Source organism: Sandarakinorhabdus sp. FBCC-B8862 (assembly GCF_059745315.1).
The window spans coordinates 547,630-569,819 of the sequence record NZ_CM185574.1 but is presented as its reverse complement, the minus strand read 5'-3'; the positions used below and the strand labels follow the sequence as shown (position 1 = coordinate 569,819).

The window sequence follows — 22,190 nt, the reverse complement described above, 5'->3', positions numbered from 1 at the left end:
GATTGCACGCGGAGCGCAACAGACCAAAATGGAATTGGTGGCGCTGGTGCCATCAAGGCGCTAAACCAGCCCCATGCTCACCCGCCGCACCCTGATCGCCTCTGCCCTGGCCGCCCCGGCAGCCGCTCAGGTTGATCTGGGTTTTGCCGACAATGGCATGCGGCCAACCACAAGCGCCTTTCCGCAAAAGGGCGAGATGATCCTGCAGCGCTCCACGCCGCCGCTGCTGGAAACCCCCTTGTCCGTTTTCGACGCCAGCGATTTCACGCCGAATGACCGGTTTTTCGTGCGCTGGCATTACCCGTTCCCGCTCCAAATCGACCCAGCGAAGCACCGCCTGCGCGTCGCCGGCCATGTCGCCAAGCCGCTGTCGCTGTCCCTCGCCGATCTCGCGCGGCTGCCCCGCGTCGTCATTGCGGCGGTGAACCAGTGCGCCGGCAATGGCCGCGGCCTGTTCAGCCCCCGTGTGGCCGGTGCGCAATGGGCCAATGGCGCCATGGGCAATGCGCTTTGGGAAGGCGTGCGGCTGAAGGATGTGCTGGCCCTGGCCGGCGTGAAAGCCGGGGCGGTGGCGGTGCGCTGCGGCGGGCTCGACACGCCGCTGGTGGACAATGCGCCCGATTTTGAAAAGTCACTGCCGATCGACCACGCCCTTTCGGATGACGTGCTGATCGCCTGGGGCATGAACGGCACGGCGCTGCCGCTGCTCAACGGCTTTCCGCTGCGGCTGGTGGTGCCCGGCTGGTATTCGACCTATTGGGTCAAGATGCTGGACGCCATCGAGGTGCTGGCCAAGCCCGACGATGGCTATTGGATGGCCAAGGCCTATCTGCAGCCGGCCAATGCCCTGGCCGATATCGCGCCGGGCGCGCCCGCAGGCCCGCGGGTGCCGGTCACCACCATGCGGCCGCGCGCCCTTGTCACCAACATCGCCAGCGGCGCCAAGCTTCCAGCGCGGGCCTTCACGCCGGTGCAGGGCGTCGCGCTGGGCGGGGATCATGGCGTCGCCAGCGTGGAGCTTTCGGCCGATGCCGGGCGCAGCTGGGTGCCGGCGCAGCTGGGTCCGGACCATGGCCGCTACAGCTTCCGCCGCTTCCGGGGCGGATTGGCATTGGCACCGGGCCGCCACCTCATCCTCGCCCGGGCGAAGAATGCCGCCGGGGTGGAGCAGCCGTTGGGCCAGAACTGGAACCCCAGCGGTTACAACCGCGCCGGCATCGAGCCGGTGGCCGTGGAGATCATCTGATGCGCCTGGTTTTGGCTCTTGCCGCTGTTGCGCTTGTTGCCGCCGCGCCGCCCACGCGCCGGGTGGCGGTGGCGCTGCCCGATGCGGAAGGGTTGCTGCCCGAACGCTATGGCGTGTCGTCCGAAGCCGCCAACAACAACTGCCTCGCCTGCCATTCGGCCGCGATGATCACCGCCCAGCCGCGGCTGACGCGGGTGCAATGGGGCGAAACCATCGCCAAGATGCGCAATGTCTATGGCGCGCCGATCGATCCGGCCGACGAGAAGGCGATCCTGGATTGGCTTGTCGCTGATTGACCTTGCCATGCTGCGGCCGCTAAGGCGCGTGCCGTGAGCAAGCCACTTTCCTTCCAGTCGATGATCCTTGCGCTCCAGCAATATTGGGGCGCGCAAGGCTGCGTGATCCTGCAGCCTTATGACCTTGAGGTGGGTGCCGGCACCTTCCACCCGGCCACCACCTTGCGCAGCCTGGGGCCGCACAGCTGGAACGCCTGCTATGTGCAGCCCAGCCGCCGTCCGTCGGATGGCCGCTATGGCGAGAACCCCAACCGGCTGCAGCATTATTACCAGTTCCAGGTGATCCTGAAGCCCAGCCCGCCCGATCTGATCGGTCTCTATCTCGGCAGCCTCGATGCCATCGGCATCGACCGGCATCGCCACGATATCCGCTTTGTCGAGGATGATTGGGAAAGCCCCACGCTGGGTGCCTGGGGCCTGGGCTGGGAAGTGTGGTGCGACGGCATGGAAGTCTCGCAATTCACCTATTTCCAGCAGGTGGCGGGCCATGATTGCGCGCCGGTGGCGGGGGAGCTCACCTATGGGCTGGAACGCCTCGCCATGTATATCCAGGGCGTCGAGAGCATTTACGACCTCGCCTACAACGATGCCGGCGTGACCTATGGCGACGTGTTCCTGAAGAACGAGCAGCAGTTCAGCGCCTATAATTTCGAGGCGGCCAACACCGAGCGGCTGTTCCAGCATTTCAAGGATGTCAGCGAGGAGTGCCGGGCCCTGGCGGCGCGGGGCCTGCCGTTGCCGGCCTATGACCAGGCGATCAAGGCCAGCCATATCTTCAACCTGTTGAATGCCCGCGGCGTGATCAGTGTCGCCGAACGCCAGGCCTACATCGGCCGGGTGCGCGATCTGGTGAAGGCGGTGGCCGATGTGTGGGTGGAGCAGGTGAAGTGAAGTTCCTCCTCGAGCTGCAATCCGAAGAAATCCCGGCCCGCATGCAGGCGGCGGCGGCCGAGCAGCTGAAGACCCGTTTTGTCGAGGCGATGAAGGCCGCTGGCCTGGCGCATGGCACGGTGACGGCCGATGCAACGCCGCGCCGGTTGTGGCTGCTGGCCGATGATGTGGCCACCGCCTCCGCAGGCAGCGCAGAAGAGGTGAAGGGCCCGGCCGCCACCGCCCCAGCGCAGGCCATCGAAGGTTTCCTGAAAAAGACCGGCCTGACCCGCGATCAGCTGGAAGCGCGCGAGACGCCGAAGGGCGTGGTGTTGTTTGCCGTGATCCGCCGCGAAGGCCGGACGGCGGCCGAGATATTGGCCGAGGCCATTCCGCAGATCGTCACCGGCTTTGCCTGGCCCAAGTCGATGCGCTGGGGCGCCGCCAGTGCTTCCACGGCCTCGCCACGCTGGGTGCGGCCGTTGACCGGCATATTGGCGCTGCTTGACGATGCTGTGGTGCCGTGCAGCGTGTTCGGCCTCAGCTCCGGCAGGGAAACGCGCGGCCATCGCATCCATGCGCCGGGCGTGCTCAGCATCACCAGCGCCGACACCTGGGCCGACCAGCTGCGCGCCGCCCATGTGCTGGTGGCGAGCGCCGAGCGCCAGCAGATCATCGCCACCCGTGCCGAAGCATTGGCCACCGAGGCCGGGCTGACGCTGATCCCCGATGCCGGGCTGGTGGCGGAAAATGCCGGGCTGACCGAATGGCCGGTGCCGCTGCTGGGCCGCTTTGATCCCGAATTCTTGAGTGTGCCGCGCGAGGTGATCGTGCTGACCATGCGCACCAACCAGAAATATTTTGCGCTGGCCGACAGCGCGGGCGCGCTGGCCCCGGCCTTCATCTGTGTCGCCAATCTGGAGGCGAACGACGGCGGCGCTGCCATCATCAATGGCAACCAGCGCGTGCTTTCCGCCCGCCTGTCCGATGCGCGCTTCTTCTGGGAACAGGATCTGGCCGCCGTGAAGGCCAATGGGTTGGAGGGTTTCCTGCCCAAATTGTCCGACATCGTGTTCCACGAGAGGCTGGGCACGCTGGCCGAGAAGGTGGAGCGGGTGGCGGCGCTGGCACGCTGGCTGTGCGAAAGCGGCGCGCTGCCGGCCGATCCGGCGCTGGCCGAACGGGCAGCGCGGCTGGCCAAGGCCGATCTCGTCTCGGCCACGGTGGGCGAATTCCCGGAAGTGCAAGGCCTGATCGGGCGTTATCTGGCGCTGGCAATTGGTGAAGATGCCGCCGTCGCCGATGCGATCCGCGATCACTACAAGCCGGCGGGCCAAGGCGACGATGTGCCGACACAGCCGGTGAGCGTGGCGTTGGCGTTGGCAGACAAGTTGGATACGCTCTTTAGCTTCTTCATGATTGATGAGCGGCCGACAGGGTCGCGAGACCCCTTTGCCTTGCGGCGTTACGCAATTGGGGTTGCTGCTTGTCTGCAAGCGAACAGCTCAAGGCTACCCTTGCTGGCTGCAATGTCGCAGTTCCGGATAATCTCGCGCACCTCGGTGCCGCCGTCGATGGATGGTTGGCGAGCATTGCTTCTCGACTTCTTCGCCGACCGACTGAAAGTCCAGCAGCGCGAAGCCGGCGTGCGGCACGACCTGATCGACGCCGTGTTCGCACTGGGCGGGGAGGATGACCTTGTCCGCCTGCTCGCCCGCGTCACCGCCCTGCAAGCCTTCGTCGAAACCGAGGACGGCACCAACCTGCTCGCCGGCTACAAGCGCGCCGCCAATATCCTCAAGGCGGCCGAGAAAGACCCGCCCAGCGCCGAGCCGGCCGCCGGCAGTGGCGACGGGGCAGAGGCCGCGCTGGCCAAAGCGCTCGACGCTGCACTGCCGCAGGCGCAGGCCGCCGTTGCCGATGAACGCTTCACCGATGCCATGGCGGCACTGGCCGCTCTGCGGGCACCGGTGGATGGATTTTTTGAGCGCGTGATGGTCAACGATAGTGATCCGGCGGTGCGGGCGCGGCGTTTGGCCCTGCTGGCGCGGTTCCGCGATGCCGTGCATGGCGTGGCGGACTTTTCACGTATCGAAGGCTGAGCTCCAGCCGTCATAGGACATATGGCGGCGGTGGCGGGGAACAGTTTTTTCCAGGGGTGCACGGGGCAATGACCAAGTCAGTCTTCAAGTTCGGCGGCGGCACGGCCGAGGGCGACGCCAAACAGAAGGAACTGCTGGGCGGCAAGGGCGCCAACCTGGCCGAAATGGCCGGCATCGGCCTGCCGGTGCCGCCGGGCCTGACCATCGCCACCCATGTCTGCGCGGCCTATTATGATGCCGGCGGCAAGCTGCCCGATGATGTCGCCCGCGACGTGCTGGAGGCGCTGGCCTTTGTGGAAGGCGTGACGGGCAAGCGCTTTGGCGACGCCTCCAACCCGCTGCTCGTCTCCGTCCGCTCCGGCGCGCGCGTGTCGATGCCGGGCATGATGGACACGGTACTGAACCTGGGCCTCAACGACGTGACGGTGGCAGGCCTCGCCACAGCGTCGGGCAATGAGCGCTTCGCGTGGGACAGCTATCGCCGCTTCATCCAGATGTATGGCGATGTCGTGCTCGGCCTTGACCATTATCTGTTTGAAGACGCCCTGGAAATCGCCAAGGAAGACAAGGGCGTGACGCAGGACACCGGCCTCGACGCCGGGGACCTGAAGGCGCTGGTCGGCCGCTACAAGGCGATTGTCGAGCAGGCGCTGGGCCGGCCCTTCCCGCAGGACCCGCACGAGCAATTGTGGGGCGCCATCGGCGCGGTGTTCGGTTCCTGGCGGTCTGACCGGGCGCGCACCTATCGCCGGCTGAACGATATTCCCGAAAGCTGGGGCACGGCGGTGAACGTGCAGGCCATGGTGTTCGGCAATCTGGGCGACACGTCGGCCACCGGTGTGGCCTTCACCCGCGATCCCAGCACCGGCGAGAAGGCCTGGTACGGCGAATATCTGATCAACGCGCAAGGGGAAGATGTCGTGGCCGGCATCCGCACCCCGCAATATCTGACCAAGGCGGCGCGTGAAAAGGCCGGCGCCAAGGCGGCATCCATGGAAGAGGCGATGGGGCAAGTCTTCAGCGAACTCGGCCGGGTGTTCGACCTGCTCGAAGGCCATTATCGCGACATGCAGGATATCGAATTCACGGTGGAAGATGGCCGCCTGTGGATGCTGCAGACGCGCAGCGGCAAACGCACCGCCAAGGCCGCTCTGAAGATCGCGGTGGATATGGTGGCCGAAGGGCTGATCAGCGAGGCCGAGGCCGTGCTGCGCGTGGAAGCCGCCGCGCTGGACCAGCTGCTGCACCCGACGCTCGACCCCAAGGCGCCGCGCGACGTGATCGCCCGCGGCCTGCCGGCCAGCCCCGGCGCCGCCAGCGGCGCCGTGGTGTTCGATAGCGACACCGCCGAGCAGAAGGCCCGCGCCGGCGAAGCGGTGATCCTGGTCCGCACCGAAACCAGCCCGGAAGATATTCACGGCATGCACGCGGCGCGCGGCATCCTGACGGCGCGCGGCGGCATGACCAGCCACGCCGCCGTGGTGGCGCGCGGCATGGGCCGCCCCTGCGTTTCGGGCGCCGGCAGCATCAGCATCGACATGGCCACCCGCACCATGAGCTGTGGCGGCCGCCGCATCGTGGAAGGGGAGCGTATCACCCTGGATGGCGCCACCGGCGATGTGATGCTGGGCGAAGTGGCGACGGTGGAACCCGATCTGTCGGGCGATTTCGGCGCGCTGATGGTGTGGGCTGACAAGCATCGCCGCCTGAAGGTGCGCACCAACGCCGAAACCCCGGCCGATTGCCGCGTGGCACGCCAGTTCGGTGCCGAAGGCATCGGCCTGTGCCGCACCGAGCATATGTTCTTCGAACCCAGCCGCATCACCGCCGTGCGCCGCATGATCCTGGCCGAGGATACGGCTGGCCGAGCGGGTGCGCTGGCCGAACTGCTGCCCGAACAGCGCGCCGATTTCGCCGAGATTTTCCGGGTGATGGCCGGCCTGCCGGTGACGATCCGCCTGCTCGATCCGCCGCTGCACGAATTCCTGCCGCATGATGATGCCGGCTTTGCCGAAGTGGCCGCCGCCACCGGTCTCGCCGAATCGCTGGTGCGCCGCCGCATCGGCGAACTGCATGAATTCAACCCGATGCTGGGCCATCGCGGCTGCCGGCTGGGCATCACCTATCCCGAAATCTATGCCATGCAGGCCCGCGCCATTTTCGAGGCTGCGGTGCTGGTGGCGCAGGAAACCGGCGAGGCCGTGGTGCCCGAAGTGATGGTGCCGTTGGTTGCCACCCCGCGTGAACTGGAAATCACCAAGGCGGTGATCGATGCGGAAGCGGCCACCGTGTTCGCCGAAACCGGCACCACATTGGAATATCTGGTCGGCACCATGATCGAGTTGCCGCGCGCCGCCTTGCGCGCCGCCGAAATCGCCGGCCATGCCCAGTTCTTCAGCTTTGGCACCAACGACTTGACCCAGACCACGCTGGGCATCAGCCGCGACGATGCCGCCCGTTTCCTCGGGCCCTATGTGGAGCAGGGCATTTATCCGAAGGACCCATTTGTCTCCATCGATGAAGACGGCGTCGGCGAGTTGGTCAGCCTTGCGGCCGAGCGTGGGCGCGGCGTGAAGCCGGGCCTGAAGCTGGGCATCTGCGGCGAGCATGGCGGCGACCCGGCCAGCATCGCCTTCTGCGAGCGGCTCGGCCTCGATTATGTCTCCTGCTCCCCCTATCGCGTGCCGATCGCCCGGCTGGCGGCGGCGCAGGCGGCGTTGAAGCGGGGCTGAGCCCTCAGCGCCGCCACATCCACCAGCCGGTGGCGAGGCCGGTCACAAAGCCGGCCAGCACCCACAGCCAGATCTCGGCAAACAGCGCCATCAGCGTTCCTCCCACCGGGCATCCGCCACCAGCGGGCGCTGCTTGAGCTGGGCGATCACATCCTGGCGGGTGGCCGTATCGGCCGTGCCCGACAGCAGCACGATGCGCGCGGCACGGCCATTTTCGGCCCGGAGGCGGACGCTGCCATCCGTCACCCCGTTGCGCGTCAGCGCCATCTGCGCCCACCAGCTCATGCGACCGAGCAGCGTATAGCCCTCCACGATCATGGCGGCGCGGGCGATCACCACGGTGGCGGCCAGCCCGGTCAGCAATTTCACGCCTTGATGCATGGCCGGCAGGGGTAAGCCCTTGGCAAGTGACTGGCAAGCGCCGGCAGAGGCCGCTATGCGTGCGGCATGGCCGACGAACATCTTCCCGAAACCGATGCATGGCTGCGCCGGCATCGCCTGCCCGATGCTGCCCGGCAGAGCTTCCTGCCGATGGCCGACGGCTGGCCGGTGCGCCTGGTGCATCTGCCCCAGCGCGACAAGGGGCATATCCTGATCCTCACTGGCCGTGCCGATTTCGTCGAGAAATATGCCGAGCTGCTGCACGATCTGGCCGATGCCGGCTGGGGCGCCACCATCTCTGACTGGCGCGGCCAGGGCCTGTCGCGCCGGGTGGGGAAAACCCCGCAGCATGGTGCATCGCCGGGATTCCATGTCTGGCTGCGCGATCTTGGCACAATGATCGATTGGGCCCGCGCCAACAGCGATGGCCCGCTGTTGGCCATGGCCCATTCGATGGGCGGGCACCTGCTGCTGCGCCATCTGGTGGCGGGGGGCGGCGGCATCGCCCGTGCCGTGCTGCTGGCGCCGATGATTGGACTGAAGGTGCAGCCGCTGGGGGCCAGCCTGGGCCGGCTTGTTGCCGGCGTGCAGGTGGTGCGCGGCAAGGGCGATGATTTTGTCTGGGGTGGTGGCCCCTGGCAGCAAGGCCGCGCCGGCGAACAGCGCCAACGTTGGCTGACCAGCGATCTGGAGCGCTTTGCCGATGAAAGCTGGTGGGTCGGCACCTATCCGGCGCTGGCCTTGGGCAGCGTGACCTGGGGCTGGCTGGATGAAGCCTTTGCCAGCATCGCCGCCCTCACGGCGCCCGGCCTTGCCGAAGCCATCACCATCCCACTGCAGTTCCAGATCCCGGCCCGTGATGGCCTGGTGGACAGCAGTGCGACCCGGCGCTTTGCTGCGCGCATCCCGGGCGCGCAGCTGCTTGAACATCCGCAAGGCGCGCATGAACTGCTGCGCGAAGCCGATCCGCTGCGGGGGCAGGTTCTGGCCGCTGCGCTGGCCTTTCTGGACACGATCAGCCTGTCATGACAGGGTTTGACATTGCGATCATCGGTGCCGGCATTGCCGGCGCCAGCACGGCCTGGTCCCTGCTCAGGGCCGCGCCCGGGCTGCGGGTGGCCTTGATCGAGATGGAAGACCGGCCGGGCTATCACACCACCGGGCGGTCGGCGGCCTTCTGGGTGGAAAGCTATGGCGGCCCGGCGATCGTGCCGCTGTCGCGCGCGTCGCGCGGCTTTTTCGGCGCGCCGCCGGCCGGCTTTGGCCCGCTGCTGGCGCCCCGTCCGGCGTTGACCGTCCAGGCGCCCGATGATCCCGGCGGTTTGGAACGGGTGGCGGCCGAATATGAAGAAGGCGGCGTGGCCTATCGCTGGCTGGACGCTGCCGCCATGGCCGCCCTGCCGTCGGCGGCCATGCTGCGCCCGGAATGGAACCGGCGCGGGCTGGTGGAGGATGATTGCCACGATATCGATGTGGCGTCGCTTCACCAGGGCTTTCTGCGCGGCGTTGATGGGGCCCGGCCCACATTGATCACCAATGCCGAAGTGACCGGGCTGGCGCGGGATGGCGGCCATTGGCGCTTCACCACCCGCGCCGGAGAATTCACTGCCACCACGCTGGTCAATGCTGCGGGTGCCTGGGCCGATTCCGTGGCGCTGATGGCCGGGGCCGCCCCGCGCGGCGTGCAACCGCTCAGGCGCACCATGGCGGTGTTGCGCCTCGATCCGCCGCCGCCGGCCGATCTGATGGTCGTGCTGGAAGCGGCCGGGCGCTTCTATTTCAAGCCGGATGGCGGCCGGCTCTGGTTGTCCCCCCACGATGAAACGCCCGATGTGGCGCATGACGTGCGGCCGGATGAGCTTGATCTTGCCATGGTGATCGACCGGTTCGAACAGGCGACCACGGTGAGGGTGCAGAGGCTCGAATCCAGCTGGGCCGGCCTCAGAAGCTTTGCGCCCGACCGGGTGCCATTGTTCGGGTTTGACGCCGGGGTTGATGGGTTTTTCTGGTGTGCCGGCCAGGGCGGCTTTGGCATCCAGACGGCGCCGGCCGCCGGGGCCCTGTGCGCGGCGCTGTTGCTGGGCAACACGCCGCCGCTTGATCCCACGCCCTATCTCGCCACGCGCGCGTTGTAACGGGCGAGGAAACCTGCCGCGAAATCGGCCAGCGTGTCGGCGGCAATGGCGGCGCGCAAACCCGCCATCAGCTGCTGGTAAAAGCCGATATTATGCCGGGTCAACAGCATGGCGCCCAGCATCTCGCCGGCCTTGATGAGATGGTGGAGATAGGCGCGGCTGACAGCATCCGGGCCATGGCACACCGGGCAGCGGCAATCGGCGTCGAGCGGGCGCAGATCCTCGGCATGGGCGGCGTTGCGCAGATTGAGCGGCCCGTCATGGGTGAAGGCCTGGCCGTTGCGGCCCGAACGGGTGGGCAGCACGCAATCGAACATGTCCACCCCGCGCACCACGGCGCCCACGATGTCATCCGGCTTGCCGACACCCATCAGATAGCGCGGGGCGGTTTCGGGCAGTTGATCGGTGGCATAATCCAGCACGCCAAACATCGCCGGCTGGCCTTCGCCCACGGCCAGCCCGCCGATGGCATAGCCATCAAAGCCGATGGAGCGCAGGGCCGTGGCGGATTCGGCGCGCAGCCGTTCATCGAGCCCGCCCTGCTGGATGCCGAACAGCGCGGCGCCGGCCGCATGGTCCCCCCCGGCATCAAAGGCCGCCCGGCTGCGCGCCGCCCAGCGCATGGAGCGTTCCATGGCGGCGGCGACCTGTTCGCGCGGGGCGGGCAGGGCAACCAGTTCGTCAAAGGCCATGACGATGTCGCTGCCCAACAGGCGCTGGATTTCCATCGATCGTTCCGGACTCATCAGATGGCGGCTGCCATCAAGATGGCTGGCAAAGGTCACGCCCTCCTCGCTGCGCTTGGTGAGGGACGACAGGCTCATCACCTGATACCCGCCGCTGTCGGTCAGGATCGGGCGGTTCCAGCCCATGAAGCGGTGCAGGCCGCCCAGGCGATGGATCCGTTCGGCCGTGGGGCGCAGCATCAGGTGATAGGTGTTGCCCAGGATGATGTCAGCCCCAGCCGCGCGCACCTCGGATGTGCGCATCGCCTTCACCGTCGCGGCCGTGCCCACCGGCATGAAGGCCGGCGTACGGATTTCGCCACGCCGCATGGCGATGGTGCCAGTGCGGGCCTTGCCGGACCGGGCGTGGATGGTGAACTGGAAACGCGGGGGCATCATGGCGCGGGGCCTTAGCCGGCTTTGCCCCCAGGCGCAAAGGCAGCACTGATCCAGCGGGTGACAGCGCGGATCGCCGGCAGGCGCTGCACATCGCGGTGGACGGCCAGCCAGGGGGTGCGTGGCGGCGCCGGGGTGGCGGTCGGGATTTCGATCAGCCCGCCCGCCATGCGGCGCGGCAGCAGGCCGATGCCAGCACCGGCCTGGGTGGCGGTGAGCAGCGCCCGGGTGGAGCCGGTGGCCATGCGCACCGCGCCTGACAGGCCAAGCCCGGCCAGCCAGGCCATTTCGGGAATGCGGCCGAAACTGTCATCATAAGCCAGTATCGGCCCGTCAGCCGCATCGATGCTGGCCGGATCGCGCCCGGCGAGCCAGGCTGGGCTGGCAAACAGCGCCACCTGTTCGCCCGGCAGCGCCCGCACGATCAGGGCATTGCCTTCTGGCCGGCTCATCCGCACCGCCACATCAGCCTCGCGGCTGGCAAGGCTGACCACGGCGCCCTGGCTTTGCAGGGTGATCGCAATGCCGGGATGCCGGGCCCACAGCTGTGGCAGGACAGGGGCCAGGCGTTCGGCAACGATGGTTTCGGTGGCGGTGATGCGCACGGCCACTGGCCCGTCTGCCCGCATGGCCGCCGCCGCCCGGCTGATGCTGGCCATCTGTGCCTCCAGCGGTTCGGCCAGGACGGCCAATTTCTGCCCCTCCGGTGTCAACCGCGCACCATCGGCCCGCCGGTCCACCAGCCGCAGCTTCAGGCTGTTCTCCAGCCCGTCGAGCCGGCGCGCGGCGGTTGAAATGGCGATACCACGCGCGCGGGCCGCTGCACTGATTGAACCCAACTGGGCAACGCTGGCCAGCAGCGCCATGTCATCAAGATCCATCGACATTCGTTCCGTATCTGCAACGCTGGTTTGCCGATATTTGCATGGCAGCGTCGGCCTGCCAATGCCAGCATCGCATCATCATCAACCGATGATGAGGAGAATGATGATGTTGCCGAAACTCGTTCCCGCCATGGCCCTTGCGATGGGCCTGCTGCTGGCCGGCGGTGTCCAGGCCCGCCCCGTGGCTGTGCTGGTGGCGGTGCCCATTCCGGCCGGACTGCCCAAGGAAAAGCTGGAGGGCCTGTTTGCCGCCAGCGTGGGCGACTATCAGGGCCGCACGGGCCTGACGCGCAAATATTTCACCATTGGCGATGATGGTCGCGCAGGCGGCATCTATCTGTGGGAAAGCCGGGCGGCGGCCGAAGCCTGGTTCAACGATGCCTGGAAGGCAGGTGTGCTGAAACGCTGGGGCGCGCCGGCCAGCGTCAGCTATTTCGATGTGCCGCTGGTGGTGGACAACAGCAAATGATGCAGGCGCTGCATTTCATCGCCCCAGGCCGTTTTGAATGGCGGGAGCAGAAGCCGCCGGCGCTGGCGGTCGCCACGGACGCGATTGTGCGCCCGCTGGCGGTCGCCCGCTGCGATCTGGATCTCTATATCGCTGCCGGCGTGGTGAAAATGCAGGGGCCGTTCGCCTTTGGCCACGAATGCGTGGCCGAGGTGGTGGACGCGGGCGAGGCGGCCGGCGTGCAGCCGGGCCAGCGGGTGATTGTGCCGTTCCAGTTGAGCTGCGGGCGCTGCCCGGCCTGCCAGCGTGGCCACACCGGCAGCTGTGAAGCCTATCCACCGCTCGCCAATTTCGGCCTCGGCGGCGCACCCCGCACGGATTATGGCGGCGCATTGTCGGGCGCGATGCGGGTGCCGTTTGCCGATCATATGCTGGTGCCGCTGCCCGAAGACCTTGATCCGGTGGCGGTGGCCAGCGCGTCTGACAATATCGCCGATGGCTGGCGCGCGGTGGGGCCGCAACTGGCGGCCCGCCCTGGTGCCAGCGTGCTGGTGGTGGGCGGTCTGGCGCAGAGCGTCGGCCTTTATGCCGCCGGCTGCGCGGTGGCGGCCGGTGCCGGGCGGGTGCTCTACCTTGACGATGATCCAGGCCGGCGCGAACGGGCGGCCCGCCTTGGCGCCGAAGTCGCGCCGCTGGCGCTCGCCGAAGGGCGCACAACCACCGATCTGTTCGACATCGTGGTGGAGGCGGCGGGCACGGCGCCGGCGCTCGAATTTGCCATCCGTTCCGCAGCGCGCAACGCGGTGCTGACCAGTGTGGCCATTCATCTTGATCGTTTGACCCCGGTGCCGCTGACCGAAGCCTATTACCGCGGGCTGACCTTCGTCACCGCCCGGGTGGATTCGCGCGTGCATCTGCCGGCGGTTGTGGGCTGCCTTGCCTGCGGGCAGTTCCACCCCGAGCATGTGACGCACAAGGTGCTGCCCTTTGCCCAGGCCGGCGAGGCCATGACCGATCCTGGCCCCAAGCTGGTGTTTGTGCCCTGATGCGGCCTTGCCTATAATCGGGTCATGCGCAGCGTCATGATTATCTTTGCCGTGCTGGCCGCCCCGGCGCTGGCGGCGCGCACCGATGTGGGTGCGTTGCCTGCCAGCGGCCCAGCGGTGAAATGCCTCGACGAAACCGGCCTGCAATTTGTTGTGACCGGCAATCGCGACTGGCTGCTGGTGCGCCAGGGCCGCGGGACGTTCCGGGCCGCGCTTGTGGGTGGCTGCCCCGGCATGGGCGCCAACCGCATCATCGCCCGCCGCAACACCCAAGGGCGGCTGTGCGGCAATGATCTGATCGAGGTGATCGATCCGGTGGGCGGCATGAACTATGGCCAATGCCGCATCGGCCAGATCGAGCCGATTGCCGTACCCAGAGGCGCGCGCTTCTAACCGAGCCGCCAGCCTCGACAGGCGGGTGCTGCCCGCCGTAAAGGCAAGCCATGAACGAAATTGCAAAGAACCGCCCCGCCTGGGCCGTGGCGCTGCTGGCCGGGGTGGCCCTTCCGGCCGCCGCGCTGCTGCTGGCGGGGCCGGTGGGCGTGGCCGGCGTCGGCGCGCCGGTGCTGGCGGCCGGCCTGATGGCCATCGGCATGATCGGCGCCGCGGCAGCCGGCCGGTTCTGGACCGGCTATGGCATTGCCGTGCTGGCCGGCCTGGGGCTGGTGCTGCTGCTGCGCAGCGCCGGCTTCGGGCCATTGCCGCACCCCTTTTCAACCGGGCTTGCGGTGCTGGTGGCCAGCCTTAGCTTTGCGGCGCGCGGTTTTCTGTTTTCGCGGGCGCTGGGTGCGCGGGGCTGGTTGATGGCCCTGTTTGTCGTCGCTGGTGAGGCGGCAACCCTGGTGGCCACGGCCACATTGCCCGGCGTGTTGCCGGCCTGGCTGCTGGCCCTGCTGCCGGCGCAGTGGGCGAGCATGGCGCTGAACACCGCCTTGCTGGGCACCGGCACGCGGGCGGCGGCATCGGCGCTCTATGCGCTGGCCGGCACGGCGGCCGCCACCCTGCTGGTCGCTCGGCTGCTGCCGCGCAAATGGCCCTATGCCATCATGTTCACCACCTGGCTGGCGCTGTCGGCGCTGGTGATGCACCGCCCGGTGCCGCCCGCTGGCGGCGCGGCGCCGGCTGCGATAGGCTTGGGCGCAGAGCAGGCAGGGGACGCGAAATGAGCAAGCATATCTGGGCAATCGGGGCCGCTATGGCGCTGGCGGGCTTTGGCGCCGGGCTGGCCGTGGCGCAGGGCGCGGCGCCCACCACCATGCGCACGCCGCAGTTCGCCAACACGGAAGTGAAGGTGTGGAAAAGCCTGATCATGCCGGGCAATCCGCTGCCGCTGCACCGCCATGATCATCCGCGCGTGATCATCGCGCTGAAGGGCGGCACGATGCATATCCTCGAGGAAACCGGCCCGGCGCCGGACAAGAGCGACATCGCCGTGTGGGAAACCGGCAATGCCTATTGGCTGCCCGCCAATCCCAAGACCCAGCACCAGGACATCAACATCGGCAAGGACCCGATCGAGGTGATGGTGGTGGAGCTGCAGAAGGCGTGGTAAAAACCGGATCGGCAAAGGCGCGGGTTGACCAGTTGCTGGTGGCGCGCGGGCTGGTCGAAAGCCGGGCACGGGCGCAGGCGCTGATCATGGCCGGCCTGGTGTTTTCCGGCCACAGGAAGATCGCCAAGGCCGGCGACCTGCTGGCAGACGATGCACCGCTGGAGCTGAAGGGGCGGGATCATCCCTGGGTGTCGCGCGGCGGCATCAAGCTGGATCATGGCCTGACCCATTTTGGCTGGGATGTGGCAGGGGCGGTCGCCATCGATGTCGGCAGCTCCACCGGCGGTTTCACCGATGTGCTGCTCACCCGCGGTGCGTCGCGGGTTTATGCGGTCGATTCGGGCACCAACCAGCTGGCGTGGAAGCTGCGCCAGGATGCGCGGGTGGTGGTGCTGGAACAATTGTCGGCCCGGCTGCTCACGGCCACGCACATCCCCGAAGCCGTTGACCTGATCGTCTGCGATGCCAGCTTCATCAGCCTCGCCAAGGTGCTGGCAGTGCCGCTGGGCTTTGCCAAACCGGGTGCGCGATTGCTCGCCCTGATCAAGCCGCAGTTCGAGGCGGGCCGGGCAGAGGTGGGCAAGGGCGGTGTCGTGCGTGACCCAGCCGTGCATGCCCGTGTGTGTGATGAGGTTTCCGCCTGGCTGGCTGGCGAAGGCTGGCAGGTTGCCGGTATCACGCCCAGCCCGATCACCGGCCCGGAAGGCAATGTGGAATTCCTGATTGCGGCCCAGCGCGGCTAACGCTTCTTCGAACGCGTCGGCGCGTGGAAATCCGGCGGTTTGCCCGCCACCCAGGCCAGAAAAACGGCCAGATCGGTATTGGCCAGCAGTGCATCGCGGTCCGCACCGATGCGGGCCAACTGGGCATTGCTGAAATTGGCATGGATGGCGCGGTGGCAAATGGGGTGCAGCGCCACCACGCTGCGGCCGCCCTTGGCGCGTGGCAAGGGGTGATGCCATTCCACCCGCGCCCCCAAGGGCCGGTGGCACAGCCAACAGCGGCTTTCTGCGGCATCACTGGCCATGGCTGCGGGATAGAAGATTGCCGCCAAAGCGGCTACACCTGTTGGTGATGAGCGTTGCCGATTCTGTCGAGTTCGTGCCCGAACCCTGGTTTTCCACCGGCAGCTTTGCGCGCGCCGCACTGGTGGCCGTGCCCGGCATCTTGTTCGGTGGCGGCCTCGTGGCCCGCATTGCCGGTTCCACCGAAGCCAATCCCTGGTACCAGTCGCTCACCCTGCCAGCCCTGCAGCCGCCGGGCCCGCTGTTCGGCATCGCCTGGGCCATTCTCTACACGCTGCTCGGCCTGGCGCTGGCCATGGTGTGGGGCACCCGCGAAGCCAAGGGCAAGCGGCTGGCCATTGCCCTGTTTGCCGTCGGGCTCGCCATCAATCTCACCTGGTCACCGGTGTTCTTCAAGCTCCACATGATCAGCGCGGCGCTGGGCATCATCATCGCGATGCTGGTCGTGGCGCTGGCCACCGCCTGGGCCTTTTTCCGGGTCAACCGGCTGGCCGGCTGGCTGCTGCTGCCCTATCTGGGCTGGCTGTGCTTTGCCACCGGGCTCAATGTTTCCATCCTGATGCTCAACCCCATGGCCGATGCCATGCAGATCGGAATCTGATCCATGCAGAACGACAACAAGCTGTTTGAAGACCTGTCCAAGGTTGCCACCGCCGCCATGGGCACGCTGGCGGGCGCCACCAAGGAATTGTCGGGCGCGGCGCGCGATCGCATGAAGGATTTCGTTGGCGCTGCCGATATCAGCCGCGATGAATTTGATGCGGTGAAGGCGGTTGCCATGGCCGCGCGCGAGGCGGTGGAGCATCTGAAGGCCGAAGTTGCCGCGCTGAAGGCTGAACTGGCCGCCAAATCTGGTGGCGATCAGGCCTGATATCCACAGGATATTGCGTGCAGCCCCCTTGCCGAATCGGCAAGGCTTGCCCAGCCTCCATACAAGGCTGTAAGGGAGGGGCGAGATGAGCTTTCCCGACATGGAATTTGCCGGACCGGAACCGGCCCCGATCGACATGCTGGAACAGCTGTTCGATGCCAATGGCTGGGCATCGGAACGGCTGGGTGACGAGGAAATCATCACCACCATCAAGGGCGGCTGGACCACCTATCAACTGCGGGCGCTGTGGCGCGATGAGGATCGCGTGCTGCAGATCATCGCGCGCGGCGACCTCTCCGTGGCGGATCACCAGCGTGCCGCCATCTATGAAGTGATCGGCCTGATCAACGAGCAGCTGTGGATGGGCCATTTCGAGCTGTGGTCGGCCGACGGCGCGGTGCTGTTCCGCCATGCCACCCTGCTGGCTGATGATGATGCCGCCGATGGGGGCGATCTGTCGGCCGCCCAGGCGGAAATCCTCACTGATGCCGCGGTCGAGGAATTCGAGCGTTACTATCCGGTGTTCCAGCTCGTGCTGCTCGCGGGCCAGGCTCCAGCCGAAGCGCTGGCCTCGGCCTTGCTTGAAACCGCCGGCGAAGCCTGATCGATGACGGATGGTGCGGGGGCGCCGATCTGGCTGATCGGTTGTGGCAACATGGGCGGCGCGCTGTTGCGCCGCTGGCTGGATGAGGGCCTGGGCCCGGTGGCCGTGATCGATCCGGCGGCCCGCAACCTGCCCGATGGTGTGGAAGCGCTGCCGCGCCCACCGGCGACCGGCAAACCCGATATCGTTGTGCTGGCGGTGAAGCCGCAGGCCTGGGCGCAGGCCGTGCTGCCGTTGGCTGGCCGGTTGGGGCCGCTCACGCTCGTCATCTCCGTCATGGCTGGCGTGAAGACCGAGGATCTGGCCCGGCTTTTCCCCGGTGCCGGCATCGTGCGCGCCATGCCCAACACGCCGGCGGCCGTGGGGCAGGGGGCCACCGCCCTGTTCACCCGCGATGGCGACATTGTGCAGGGCGCCGCCGAGGCGCTGTTCCAGCCGGTCGGGCAAACCGTGTGGCTCACCGAGGAAGACCAGTTCGATGCGGTCACCGCCCTGTCAGGCTCCGGCCCGGCCTATGTCTTCCATTTCATCGAAGCGCTGGCGGCCGCCGGCGAAGCGGCCGGCCTCGCGCCCGCCATGGCGATGCGGCTGGCGCGGCAGACGCTGATTGGCGCCGCCGCGCTCGCCGCCCAGGATGGCGCCAGTTCCGCCGCGACCTTGCGCGAGCGCGTCACCTCACCAGGCGGCACCACGGCGGCCGGGCTCTCTGTGCTCATGCCGGCCCTCACGCCGTTGCTCGATCAGGTGGTCGCCGCAGCCGCTGCCCGTTCCCGCGAACTGGGCTGACGCGGGCCGCTTTTGCGGTTAGCCTCCCCGATCAGGGGGAAGTCGGCCGATGCAACCATGGCTCCGAATCACGGCTGCTGGCGTGGCGGCTGCGGCCCTGCTCGCCATCGGCGCTGGCGGTGCGTTGTTATGGGCTGGCAACCGGATCTTGTCGCGGGATGTGGGCGCCTTGCCGGAAGCCGTCGCAGGCGGGCCGGGTGACGCGGCACTGGGTGCCCGGCTGGTCGCGATCTATGGCTGCAACGGCTGCCACGGCAAGGCGCTGACCGGATCGGATTTTTACGGCATCATCGCTCCCAATCTGCGGCAGCGGGCGCGCACTTGGGGGTTGGAGGACTTTGCCCGCGCCGTGCGCCGCGGCGTGCGGCCCGATGGCACCAGCATCAGTTGGGCGATGCCATCCGAACATTTTGCCGCCATGGCCGACAGCGAGATTGCGGCCATCCACGCCCATTTGAAACAATTGCCGGCCGCGCCCGATGCGCAGCCCGTCACCATCCACCACCGCCTGTTCAAGGCCTATGCCGCGGCCACCGGCGAACTTGTGGCCAATGTCGCGCTGGTGCGGGCCAATGACCGCGGGCCTGAGATCGCGCCGGCGCCCGGCACACCTGCCTGGGGCCCCTATTTCACCCGGCTGGCCTGTGCCGAATGTCACAACCACGGCCTCGGCGGCAATCCGGGCTTCACGCCCGCCCTGGTCGACGCAATCCAGGTCTATGATTGGCCGGCCTTTGTCAGGCTCACCACCACGGGCCGTCCACCGGATGGGCGCGAGCTGCGATTGATGACGTCCGTTGGCCGCGAACGCCTGGCGCCGATGACCGACGCCGAACGCCGCGCCCTGTTCGATTATCTCAAGGCGCTGCCGCCCGCCTGATCCTGCAGCGCTTCCACGCGCGGCCGGTCTTCGGGCGGCACCAGCCCCATCAGCACGGCCCAGAAGCCGGTCACCGCCTGCTGCCCGGCCTCGCCATAGGCGCGCGCCATTGATCGTTCCAACTCGGCAAACAGTCGCGCTTCGAGGGCCGCGCCAGCCATGGTCAGCCGCAACAGGCGCTGGCGTCGATCGTTGATCCCCACTGCCTGCTCCACGAGTTCACGGGCCTGCAACTCGGTCAAAACCCGGCCCAAGGACTGTTTGGTGATGCCAAGCAGGCCGATCAGCTCGCCGACGCTCAGCCCCGGCTGGCGGGCGATGAAATAGAGCGCGCGGTGGTGGGCACGGCCCAGGCCCTGCGCTTCCAATATGGCGTCGGCGCCGCGGATCATCGCGGTATAGCCGAAATAGAGCAGCTCGATGCCCCGCCTGATCTCATCCTCGCGCAGGAACAGCGGCGAGGCCGGGGTCACCCGCAGTGGGGTGGCAGCGGCGCTGATATTTGGGACAGTCATGTTGACATATCTGCCACAAGGCGTATGGCAAGGCAAGCGGTTGACGCAACAACCGGCCAGCCAGCAACCCACTCAGGGTTCGTTTGTTACGCCGCTTGCCTGCTGCCAGCCAAAAAATTGCAAGCTTGTCAGGAAGAGGAAGTGCCATGGACGCCGGCTTCGATGATCGCAACGGCCAGATCTGGATGGATGGCCAGTTGGTCGACTGGCGCGAAGCCAATGTCCATATCCTCACCCACGGTCTGCATTATGCCAGCGCGGTGTTCGAGGGCGCGCGCGCCTATGGCGGCCATATCTATGCCCTGTCGGCCCATTCGCAGCGCCTGATCGATTCGGCCAACATCATGGGTTTCCCGCTGCCGTGGACGGTGGCCGAAATTGACGAGGCCTGCAGGGCCACGCTGGCCGCCAACAATCTCACCAACGCCTATGTGCGCCCGATCGCCTGGCGCGGCAGCGAGCAGATGGGCGTTTCGGCGCAGAAGACCAAGGCCCACATGGCTGTCGCCTGCTGGGAATGGGGCGCCTATTTCGGCCCCGAAGCGCTGAAGAAGGGCTTGCGCCTCACCATCGCGCCGTGGCGTCGCCCGGCCCCCTACACGGCGCCGGTGCGCGCCAAGGCGGCCGGCCTCTACATGATCTGCACCCTCTCCAAGCACAAGGCGGAGAATGACGGCTACAACGATGCCCTGATGCTCGACTGGCGCGGCCAGGTGGCCGAGGCTACGGGGGCCAACATCTTCTTCTGGAAGGATGGCGAGCTCCACACGCCAACGCCCGATTGTTTCCTTGATGGTATCACCCGCCGCAGCATCATCGCGCTCGCCCAGCGCCGCGGCATCAAGGTGATCGAACGCGCCATCTGGCCGGAAGAACTCGGCAGCTTCAGCCAAGCCTTCCTCACCGGCTCCGCCGCTGAAGTGACCCCGCTGGCCGAAATCGGCCCCTGGAACTTCCAGGTCGGCCCTGAAACGCTGCAGATGGCGCAGGATTATCAGGATCTTGTGTACGGCCGCATCACGGGTGTGGAACCGGTGCCCTCAACGCAAGGGTGAGGGTGGCTGCGCGCCAAGCTTGATCACCAGCGTGCGCGGCCCGGCCGACACGCCGGGGATCGGGCGAAAATCGCCGATGATCGTACCGCCATTGATGAAGGCCCGATAAACGCCAGCTTCTTGCGGATAACGCCCGGCCTCTGCCAGCCAGCGGTCGGCATCGTGGATGATGGCATAATCGGTCCAGCAACTGGCGATGCGGTTTGGATCGATCGTTCCCAGCACCAGCTTCTGCTTGCCCTTCTGCGCGACGGCGGCATCGTCATAATTCACCTTGCCGGCCAGCAGCGAGCGGCCGTCGACACAGCCAGCCGGCCCGAACGGATAGCGAATGGTCCAGTCGGTTTGCACAAGCGGAAACGCCAGCATTTCCAGGGTGACCCGGCTGCCGGCTGGCACGGTCTTCAGCATGAACGCAACTGCCCGGGCCTGGGTTGGGTTGCCGCGCGCTGTTCCGTCGGCCCAGGCCGAGCCGGCCAGCGGCATGGCCAGCAGCAGGCCAACTGCGCCAGCCAAGGCGCCTTGCCGGGCTGCCCAAAGCGCCCGTGCTGCCGCCGAAAGGGCCAGCCCTGCCAACAGTGCCAACAGGGGCAGCGGCAAAACCAGCCACCGCTGCCAGACATTGGCCTGGCTGCACAGCAAGAGGATCAGAGCCAGAACCGGAACCAGCAGGATTGCCGCCACCGGCAATGCCTGCCGGCGCACCGCCAGCGCAGCGCCAATGGGCACCAGCACGGTGGCCCAGCCCAGGCCGCGCTGCCACAATATGGTCGCATACCAGATCATGTTGTCGACCAGGCCGCCGCCGGTGGCGCCGACATGAGCGGGTTGAACTTCGTTCTTCAAAGCGGCCCACACGTCCAGCGGCCGCAACCACAACGGCGGCATCAGCAGTGCCATGGCTGCCAGCATGGCCGCAGCCAGAATGAACGCACCCGGCAGCCATTGCCGGCGATCATGGCGCCAGTGCCAGCACCAGGCCGCCAGCGGCGCGATGGCCAAAACGGCGCCGGGCCACTTGGTTGATATCGCCGTGCCCATCCACAGACCGGCAATGATCAGCGGACGGCGGCGACCGGTTTCGACAATGGTCACGGCGGCAAGCAAGGCCAACAGGCTGAACAGGCTGACCATGATATCCGTGCGCACCAGTCCCGATATCTCGGTGTGCAAGGGGCTTGCCGCCAGCAACAGGGCGGCAAAAAGACCTGCCATGGCATCCCCAAGCCGCATGCCCAAACGGGCGGTCGCAGCGATAACGCCAAGCGAAAAGGCCAGGATTGCCGCGCGGCTGGCCAGAACCACGGCCGACGGGTCGGCATAGAGGTGGGTGGCAAATTCTGCCGTGGTTGACCAAAGACCGGCCAACCGGCCGCCGGCGAAGACCAACAGATCGCTGGCCGCCAGCAGATAAAGGGTGGTGATCCCTGGATGGCCAAACCAGCCTGGCATCAATGTCTGCCGCGCCAGAAGCTCCAGCCCATTGATCAGGAACAGCGGTTCATCCGGATCATAGAGGCCAGGCAAACCCTGCTCGATGCCATGGCCACGCAAGGCGGCCGCCAGCACCAGGATGGGCAGCAGCACCCACCAGAACAGACGGGCATGGCCGGGCAGCGAAGGTGTTCGAAAGGGCAAGGC

General features: G+C 67.2%; 25 protein-coding genes. 19 read left to right on the top strand and 6 right to left on the bottom strand.

Annotation, left to right across the window (positions count from 1 at the left end; genetic code table 11):
- Positions 1 to 73: 73 nt before the first annotated feature.
- The 5 genes from AC6BOR_RS02735 (at position 74) to ppdK (ending at position 7,246) form a co-directional block, all read left to right on the top strand.
- Positions 74 to 1,246, top strand: a complete 1,173-nt coding sequence (locus tag AC6BOR_RS02735) for a molybdopterin-dependent oxidoreductase (RefSeq protein ID WP_498059687.1) — start codon at positions 74 to 76, stop codon at positions 1,244 to 1,246.
- Complete coding sequence (locus AC6BOR_RS02730) at positions 1,246 to 1,542, top strand: cytochrome c (protein WP_498059686.1); 297 nt, start codon at positions 1,246 to 1,248, stop codon at positions 1,540 to 1,542. The genes AC6BOR_RS02735 and AC6BOR_RS02730 overlap by 1 nt, the downstream gene beginning before the upstream one ends.
- Positions 1,543 to 1,575: 33 nt before the next feature.
- The gene (locus tag AC6BOR_RS02725) at positions 1,576 to 2,433 is read left to right on the top strand and encodes a glycine--tRNA ligase subunit alpha (RefSeq protein WP_498059685.1); all 858 of its coding nucleotides are present in this window, start codon (positions 1,576 to 1,578) and stop codon (positions 2,431 to 2,433) included.
- The gene (glyS, locus tag AC6BOR_RS02720) at positions 2,430 to 4,514 is read left to right on the top strand and encodes a glycine--tRNA ligase subunit beta (protein WP_498059684.1); all 2,085 of its coding nucleotides are present in this window, start codon (positions 2,430 to 2,432) and stop codon (positions 4,512 to 4,514) included. The genes AC6BOR_RS02725 and glyS overlap by 4 nt, the downstream gene beginning before the upstream one ends.
- Before the next feature lie 68 nt (positions 4,515 to 4,582).
- On the top strand, positions 4,583 to 7,246 hold the full coding sequence (gene ppdK, locus AC6BOR_RS02715; protein WP_498059683.1) for a pyruvate, phosphate dikinase: 2,664 nt from the start codon (positions 4,583 to 4,585) through the stop codon (positions 7,244 to 7,246).
- A gap of 90 nt (positions 7,247 to 7,336) precedes the next feature.
- On the opposite strand, the gene AC6BOR_RS02710 is transcribed toward ppdK, so the two are convergent.
- Positions 7,337 to 7,615 carry a hypothetical protein gene (locus tag AC6BOR_RS02710; RefSeq protein ID WP_498059682.1) on the bottom strand — a complete coding sequence of 93 codons (279 nt, stop codon included), beginning with the start codon at positions 7,613 to 7,615 and terminating at the stop codon, positions 7,337 to 7,339.
- 78 nt (positions 7,616 to 7,693) lie between these two features.
- Here AC6BOR_RS02710 and AC6BOR_RS02705 point away from each other — a divergent pair, with 78 nt between their 5' ends.
- Positions 7,694 to 8,656: an alpha/beta hydrolase gene (locus tag AC6BOR_RS02705; protein ID WP_498059681.1), complete on the top strand. Its 963-nt coding sequence runs from the start codon at positions 7,694 to 7,696 to the stop codon at positions 8,654 to 8,656.
- Positions 8,653 to 9,762: an NAD(P)/FAD-dependent oxidoreductase gene (locus tag AC6BOR_RS02700; protein ID WP_498059680.1), complete on the top strand. Its 1,110-nt coding sequence runs from the start codon at positions 8,653 to 8,655 to the stop codon at positions 9,760 to 9,762. Before AC6BOR_RS02705 ends, AC6BOR_RS02700 begins: the two co-directional genes overlap by 4 nt.
- Here the strand turns inward: AC6BOR_RS02700 and tgt are convergent.
- Together tgt and AC6BOR_RS02690 are read right to left on the bottom strand one after the other, a co-directional pair.
- Positions 9,738 to 10,883 (bottom strand): tRNA guanosine(34) transglycosylase Tgt, encoded by a 1,146-nt coding sequence (tgt, locus tag AC6BOR_RS02695; RefSeq protein WP_498060692.1) that lies wholly within the window; start codon positions 10,881 to 10,883, stop codon positions 9,738 to 9,740. The genes AC6BOR_RS02700 and tgt overlap by 25 nt on opposite strands.
- Before the next feature lie 14 nt (positions 10,884 to 10,897).
- Positions 10,898 to 11,770: a LysR family transcriptional regulator gene (locus AC6BOR_RS02690; RefSeq protein WP_498059679.1), complete on the bottom strand. Its 873-nt coding sequence runs from the start codon at positions 11,768 to 11,770 to the stop codon at positions 10,898 to 10,900.
- A gap of 97 nt (positions 11,771 to 11,867) precedes the next feature.
- Between AC6BOR_RS02690 and AC6BOR_RS02685 the strand changes: the two genes are divergently transcribed.
- From AC6BOR_RS02685 to AC6BOR_RS02660, 6 genes are read left to right on the top strand one after another with little or no spacing between them, the layout of a single operon-like run.
- Positions 11,868 to 12,236, top strand: a complete 369-nt coding sequence (locus AC6BOR_RS02685) for a hypothetical protein (RefSeq protein WP_498059678.1) — start codon at positions 11,868 to 11,870, stop codon at positions 12,234 to 12,236.
- Positions 12,233 to 13,261 carry an alcohol dehydrogenase catalytic domain-containing protein gene (locus AC6BOR_RS02680; RefSeq protein WP_498059677.1) on the top strand — a complete coding sequence of 343 codons (1,029 nt, stop codon included), beginning with the start codon at positions 12,233 to 12,235 and terminating at the stop codon, positions 13,259 to 13,261. Before AC6BOR_RS02685 ends, AC6BOR_RS02680 begins: the two co-directional genes overlap by 4 nt.
- Before the next feature lie 36 nt (positions 13,262 to 13,297).
- Complete coding sequence (locus AC6BOR_RS02675) at positions 13,298 to 13,654, top strand: hypothetical protein (RefSeq protein ID WP_498059676.1); 357 nt, start codon at positions 13,298 to 13,300, stop codon at positions 13,652 to 13,654.
- Between the two features lie 50 nt (positions 13,655 to 13,704).
- On the top strand, positions 13,705 to 14,427 hold the full coding sequence (locus tag AC6BOR_RS02670) for a hypothetical protein (protein ID WP_498059675.1): 723 nt from the start codon (positions 13,705 to 13,707) through the stop codon (positions 14,425 to 14,427).
- Positions 14,424 to 14,813, top strand: coding sequence for a cupin domain-containing protein (locus AC6BOR_RS02665; RefSeq protein ID WP_498059674.1), 390 nt, complete (start codon positions 14,424 to 14,426; stop codon positions 14,811 to 14,813). The genes AC6BOR_RS02670 and AC6BOR_RS02665 overlap by 4 nt, the downstream gene beginning before the upstream one ends.
- The gene (locus tag AC6BOR_RS02660; protein WP_498059673.1) at positions 14,807 to 15,556 is read left to right on the top strand and encodes a TlyA family RNA methyltransferase; all 750 of its coding nucleotides are present in this window, start codon (positions 14,807 to 14,809) and stop codon (positions 15,554 to 15,556) included. The genes AC6BOR_RS02665 and AC6BOR_RS02660 overlap by 7 nt, the downstream gene beginning before the upstream one ends.
- On the opposite strand, the gene AC6BOR_RS02655 is transcribed toward AC6BOR_RS02660, so the two are convergent.
- A complete protein-coding gene (locus AC6BOR_RS02655) occupies positions 15,553 to 15,840 on the bottom strand; it encodes an HNH endonuclease (RefSeq protein ID WP_498059672.1) in 288 nt (95 codons plus the stop codon). The two genes, AC6BOR_RS02660 and AC6BOR_RS02655, sit on opposite strands and share 4 nt — an antisense overlap.
- A 47-nt stretch (positions 15,841 to 15,887) precedes the next feature.
- On the opposite strand from AC6BOR_RS02655, the gene AC6BOR_RS02650 reads away from it, so the two are divergent.
- The 5 genes from AC6BOR_RS02650 (at position 15,888) to AC6BOR_RS02630 (ending at position 18,979) form a co-directional block, all read left to right on the top strand.
- Positions 15,888 to 16,439, top strand: coding sequence for a TspO/MBR family protein (locus AC6BOR_RS02650; protein WP_086116850.1), 552 nt, complete (start codon positions 15,888 to 15,890; stop codon positions 16,437 to 16,439).
- Between the two features lie 3 nt (positions 16,440 to 16,442).
- Entirely contained in the window at positions 16,443 to 16,709 is a 267-nt protein-coding gene (locus AC6BOR_RS02645) for an accessory factor UbiK family protein (protein ID WP_498059671.1), read from the top strand.
- Between the two features lie 85 nt (positions 16,710 to 16,794).
- A complete protein-coding gene (locus AC6BOR_RS02640) occupies positions 16,795 to 17,313 on the top strand; it encodes a type III secretion system chaperone family protein (RefSeq protein ID WP_086116487.1) in 519 nt (172 codons plus the stop codon).
- A 3-nt stretch (positions 17,314 to 17,316) separates the two neighbouring features.
- Positions 17,317 to 18,099, top strand: a complete 783-nt coding sequence (gene proC, locus AC6BOR_RS02635) for a pyrroline-5-carboxylate reductase (RefSeq protein ID WP_498059670.1) — start codon at positions 17,317 to 17,319, stop codon at positions 18,097 to 18,099.
- Between the two features lie 49 nt (positions 18,100 to 18,148).
- Positions 18,149 to 18,979 carry a c-type cytochrome gene (locus AC6BOR_RS02630; RefSeq protein WP_498059669.1) on the top strand — a complete coding sequence of 277 codons (831 nt, stop codon included), beginning with the start codon at positions 18,149 to 18,151 and terminating at the stop codon, positions 18,977 to 18,979.
- On the opposite strand, the gene AC6BOR_RS02625 is transcribed toward AC6BOR_RS02630, so the two are convergent.
- Complete coding sequence (locus tag AC6BOR_RS02625) at positions 18,952 to 19,494, bottom strand: MarR family winged helix-turn-helix transcriptional regulator (protein WP_498059668.1); 543 nt, start codon at positions 19,492 to 19,494, stop codon at positions 18,952 to 18,954. The genes AC6BOR_RS02630 and AC6BOR_RS02625 overlap by 28 nt on opposite strands.
- Positions 19,495 to 19,640: 146 nt before the next feature.
- Here AC6BOR_RS02625 and AC6BOR_RS02620 point away from each other — a divergent pair, with 146 nt between their 5' ends.
- A complete protein-coding gene (locus tag AC6BOR_RS02620; RefSeq protein WP_086116483.1) occupies positions 19,641 to 20,549 on the top strand; it encodes a branched-chain amino acid aminotransferase in 909 nt (302 codons plus the stop codon).
- On the opposite strand, the gene AC6BOR_RS02615 is transcribed toward AC6BOR_RS02620, so the two are convergent.
- Positions 20,535 to 22,187 (bottom strand): glycosyltransferase family 39 protein, encoded by a 1,653-nt coding sequence (locus AC6BOR_RS02615; RefSeq protein WP_498059667.1) that lies wholly within the window; start codon positions 22,185 to 22,187, stop codon positions 20,535 to 20,537. The two genes, AC6BOR_RS02620 and AC6BOR_RS02615, sit on opposite strands and share 15 nt — an antisense overlap.
- Positions 22,188 to 22,190: the final 3 nt, after the last annotated feature.